The sequence below is a fragment of the Saccharomonospora iraqiensis subsp. iraqiensis genome (assembly GCF_000430445.1).
GTDB classification, from domain to species: domain Bacteria; phylum Actinomycetota; class Actinomycetes; order Mycobacteriales; family Pseudonocardiaceae; genus Saccharomonospora; species Saccharomonospora iraqiensis.
Genome location: NZ_KE387040.1, coordinates 68800 through 72986 on the forward strand (window position 1 = coordinate 68800; position 4187 = coordinate 72986).

The 4187-nt window shown below is 72.7% G+C and carries 4 protein-coding genes; 3 read left to right on the forward strand and 1 reads right to left on the reverse strand.

Going from position 1 to position 4187, the window contains the following annotated elements; genetic code table 11:
• Nucleotides 1-534, reverse strand: a 534-nt coding sequence (locus tag ACTIR_RS0102330) for an ACT domain-containing protein (RefSeq protein ID WP_026453081.1), incomplete at its 3' end; no start/stop codon positions are given.
• A 232-nt stretch (nt 535-766) separates the two neighbouring features.
• On the opposite strand from ACTIR_RS0102330, the gene gatC reads away from it, so the two are divergent.
• Genes gatC through gatB form a run of 3 tightly spaced genes read left to right on the forward strand, consistent with a single transcriptional unit; the run spans nt 767 to nt 4073 of the window.
• Nucleotides 767-1066 carry an Asp-tRNA(Asn)/Glu-tRNA(Gln) amidotransferase subunit GatC gene (gatC, locus tag ACTIR_RS0102335; RefSeq protein WP_026453082.1) on the forward strand — a complete coding sequence of 100 codons (300 nt, stop codon included), beginning with the start codon at nt 767-769 and terminating at the stop codon, nt 1064-1066.
• A complete protein-coding gene (gene gatA, locus ACTIR_RS0102340; RefSeq protein ID WP_026453083.1) occupies nt 1063-2571 on the forward strand; it encodes an Asp-tRNA(Asn)/Glu-tRNA(Gln) amidotransferase subunit GatA in 1509 nt (502 codons plus the stop codon). The genes gatC and gatA overlap by 4 nt, the downstream gene beginning before the upstream one ends.
• On the forward strand, nt 2568-4073 hold the full coding sequence (gatB, locus tag ACTIR_RS0102345) for an Asp-tRNA(Asn)/Glu-tRNA(Gln) amidotransferase subunit GatB (RefSeq protein WP_026453084.1): 1506 nt from the start codon (nt 2568-2570) through the stop codon (nt 4071-4073). The genes gatA and gatB overlap by 4 nt, the downstream gene beginning before the upstream one ends.
• The last annotated feature ends 114 nt before the right edge of the window (nt 4074-4187 follow it).

A 4187-nucleotide genomic window follows, 5' to 3' on the forward strand; every position in this document is an offset into this window, starting at 1 on the left:
CGGGGTGGCCGCCAGTTCGGTGCCCAGCTCCCGCCACATCGGCGGCACCCAGTCCGCGTCCGCGTCCAGCACCGTGGCCCGCTCCAGCGGCAGCCACGGCAGCTCCTCGGGGGGCGCCTGGGGTGCGGCCGTCGACGCGCACAGCTGGCTGGTGCCGTCGCCGGTGTGCTGGACGATCAACGACCACCCGGCCCGCACGATCCGGGGAACCCCCTCGGCGAGCAGTTCCAGTCCCGAACCGGGGCTGGCCGCGATCTCCTCGACCAGCTCCAGCTCCCGGTGCGTGTCGAGCACCCCCGCGTACGGGCGCACGGCGTCGACCTCGACCCCGTCGACGCTCTCCGCCGCCGTGATGAGCGTGTCCGGGAGCCTGCCGTTGGGCAGCTCCACCACGAGGTCGTCGATGGCGAGTCCGTTACCCCGCTCGACGATGTCGACGCTGAGGATGTCGGCGCCGGCCGTGCCCAGCGCGCTCGCCACGGCGCCGAGGCTGCCGGGGCTGTCCGGGACCTGGACCCGGATCAGGAAAGACAACGTGGACCCCTTCCCTCGGCCGGCGTCCTCACCTCATTCAAGCACCCACGCCGGTCACCGACCGACGATTGTGACAGCTCCGACCGTGCCGGGGACAGGCGCGGTCGGGTGTGGTGACCCGGCACCACCCGGCCGGGCCGAGGCCCATAGACTGCCCTGGGTAAGACCGGATCGGCAGAATGCCGCGGCGAGTGTCCGCGCCCACGAATCGAGAACACCCGGAGTCGCCCGCGTGTCGAACATTTCCCGCGACGAGGTCGCGCACCTGGCCAGACTGGCGAGGCTGGCCGTCACCGATGAGGAACTGGACGTGTTCGCAGGCCAGCTCGACCAGATCCTCGACTCGGTCGCGAAGGTCGGCGAGGTCGCGACCGACGACATCCCGCCGACCTCGCACGCCGTCCCGCTGACCAACACGTTCCGTCCGGACGTGGTGCGGCCCGGGCTGAGCCAGGAGGAGGCCCTGGCCGGGGCCCCCGCCGCCGAGGAGGGCCGGTTCCGGGTCCCGCGCATCCTGGGGGAGGAACAGTGACCGACCTGACCAGGCTCACGGCCGCCGAACTGGCCGAGAAGATCCACTCCCGCGAGGTGTCGTCCGAGGAGGTCACCCGCGCGCACCTGGACCGGGTCGCCGCGGTGGACGGCGACGTCCACGCCTTCCTGCACGTCGACTCCGACGGTGCGCTCGCCGCCGCCCGTGCCGTGGACACCACGCTCGACGGCGGGGACGCCCCGGTGTCCCCGCTCGCCGGGGTGCCGCTGGCGCTCAAGGACGTGCTCACCACGCGCGGCCTGCCCACCACCTGCGGCTCGCGGACGCTGGAGAACTGGCTGCCGCCCTACGACGCGACGGTCACCCGCAGGCTGCGCGAGGCCGGGGTGCCGGTGCTGGGCAAGACGAACATGGACGAGTTCGCGATGGGCTCGTCCACGGAGAACTCCGCGTTCGGGCCCACCCGCAACCCATGGGACCGCGACCGCGTCCCCGGCGGCTCCGGTGGCGGTTCGTCGGCCTCGCTGGCGGCGTTCGAGGCGCCGCTGGCCATCGGCACCGACACCGGCGGGTCGATCCGCCAGCCCGCCGCCGTGACCGGCACGGTGGGGGTCAAGCCCACCTACGGCGGGGTGTCCCGGTACGGGCTGGTGGCGTTCTCCTCGTCGCTGGACCAGGCCGGACCGTGCGCGCGCACCGTGCTCGACGCCGCGATGCTGCACGAGGTCGTCGGCGGGCACGACCCGCTCGACTCGACCTCGGTCGACACGCCGGTGCCGCCGGTGGTGCGCGCCGCGCGGGAGGGTGCCGAGGGCGATCTGTCCGGCCTGACCGTCGGCGTGGTCCGGGAACTGTCCGGCGAGGGTTACCAGCCCGGCGTGCTGTCCTCCTTCGAGGCGGCCGTGGACCGGCTGCGCTCCCTCGGGGCCGAGGTCGTCGAGGTCTCCTGCCCGCACTTCACCTACGGCCTGTCGGCGTACTACCTGATCGCCCCCAGCGAGTGCTCGTCCAACCTGGCCCGCTTCGACGCCATGCGGTACGGCCTGCGGGTGGCCGACGACGGCGAGCACGGCGCCGAGGAGGTCATGTCCCTGTCCCGGGAGGCCGGATTCGGCGCCGAGGTCAAGCGCCGCATCATGCTCGGTACCTACGCGCTGTCCTCGGGCTACTACGACGCCTACTACGGCTCGGCGCAGAAGGTGCGCACGCTGATCGCCCGCGACTTCGCCGCGGCGTACGAGCAGGTGGACGTGCTGGTGTCGCCGACGACCCCGACCACCGCCTTCCGGATCGGCGAGCGGGTGGACGACCCGATGGCGATGTACCTGGCGGACCTGTGCACCATCCCGGCGAACCTGGCGGGCAACGCCGCGATGAGCGTGCCCAGCGGGCTCTCGGACGACGACGGTCTGCCGGTGGGGCTGCAGATCATGGCGCCCGCCCTGGCCGACGACCGCCTCTACCGGGTGGGTGCGGCCTACGAGACGGCGCGCGGGCCGGTGCTGGACCGCATCCCGGAGCTTGAAGGAGTGGCCTCACGATGACAGCGGTCGCGGAGATCATGGACTACGCCGAGGTCGTCGAACGGTACGACCCGGTGCTCGGGCTCGAGGTGCACGTCGAGCTGAACACGAACACGAAGATGTTCTGCGGGTGCCCGAACGAGTTCGGCGGCGAGCCGAACACCCACGTGTGCCCGACCTGCCTGGGCCTGCCCGGCGCGCTGCCGGTGGTCAACGGCACCGCCGTGGAGTCGGCCGTGCGGATCGGGCTCGCGCTGAACTGCGAGATCGCCGAGTGGTGCCGGTTCGCCCGGAAGAACTACTTCTACCCGGACATGCCGAAGAACTTCCAGACCTCGCAGTACGACGAGCCGATCGCGTTCGACGGCCACCTCGACGTGGTGCTCGACGACGGCGAGGTGGTGCGGGTCGGCATCGAGCGCGCGCACATGGAGGAGGACACCGGCAAGTCGCTGCACGTCGGCGGCGCGACCGGCCGCATCCACGGCGCGGAGCACTCGCTGCTGGACTACAACCGCGCCGGGGTGCCGCTCATCGAGATCGTCACCAAGCCGGTCACCGGGATGGGCGAGCGCGCGCCCGAGGTGGCCCGCGCCTACGTCACGGCGCTGCGCGACCTGCTGCGCGCGATGGACGTCTCCGATGTGCGGATGGACCAGGGCTCGCTGCGCTGCGACGCGAACGTCTCGCTGACGCCGAAGGGGTCGGCCGAGTTCGGCACCCGCACCGAGACGAAGAACGTCAACTCGCTGCGCAGCGTCGAGCGCGCCGTCCGGCACGAGATGGGCAGGCAGGCCGCCGTGCTCGCCGCGGGCGGCAGCATCACCCAGGAGACGCGGCACTTCCAGGAGGCCGACGGCACCACCGCCGCGGGCCGCACCAAGGAGACCGCCGAGGACTACCGCTACTTCCCCGAGCCGGACCTCGTGCCGATCGCGCCCTCGCGGGAATGGGTGGAGCAGCTGCGGACCACGCTGCCCGAACTGCCGTGGGAGCGGCGCAGGCGGATCCAGCAGGAGTGGCAGCTCACCGACGAGGAACTGCGCGACCTCGTCAACACCGGCGCGATCGAGCTCGTCGCCGCCACGGTGGAGGCGGGCGCCGACCCCGGTGAGGCCCGCATCTGGTGGGTGCAGAACCTCACGCAGCAGGCCAACAGCAGGCAGGTGGAGCTGGCCGACCTGCCGATCACCCCGGTCCAGGTGGCCCGGGTGATCGAGCTGGTCTCCGCCGGCGAACTCACCAACAAGCTCGCCCGCCAGGTCGTGCAGGGGGTGCTCGACGGTGAGGGCGACCCGGACGAGGTGGTCGACCGGCACGGCCTGAAGGTCGTCTCGGACGACTCCGCGCTGCTGGCCGCCGTGGACGAGGCGCTCGCCGCGCAGCCGGACGTCGCGGAGAAGATCCGCGGCGGCAAGGTGCAGGCCGCCGGGGCGGTCGTCGGCGCGGTGATGAAGGCGACCCAGGGTCAGGCCGACGCGAAGCGCGTCCGGGAGCTGATCCTGGAACGGGTGGGCGCCTGACGGTGGCGGGGGGCCGTACCGCCGACCGACGCCGTTCCCCGGCCGGGTGGTCGCCCGGCCGGGTGTCCCGACGTGAGTGGCTCGGCCTCGCGGCCGGGGCCGCCGCGGTGGTGT

What these genes read in the sequence shown, in the direction of transcription:
- gatB (WP_026453084.1), top strand. Translation starts at nt 2,568, where the DNA reads ATGACAGCGGTCGCGGAGATCATGGACTACGCCGAGGTCGTCGAACGG.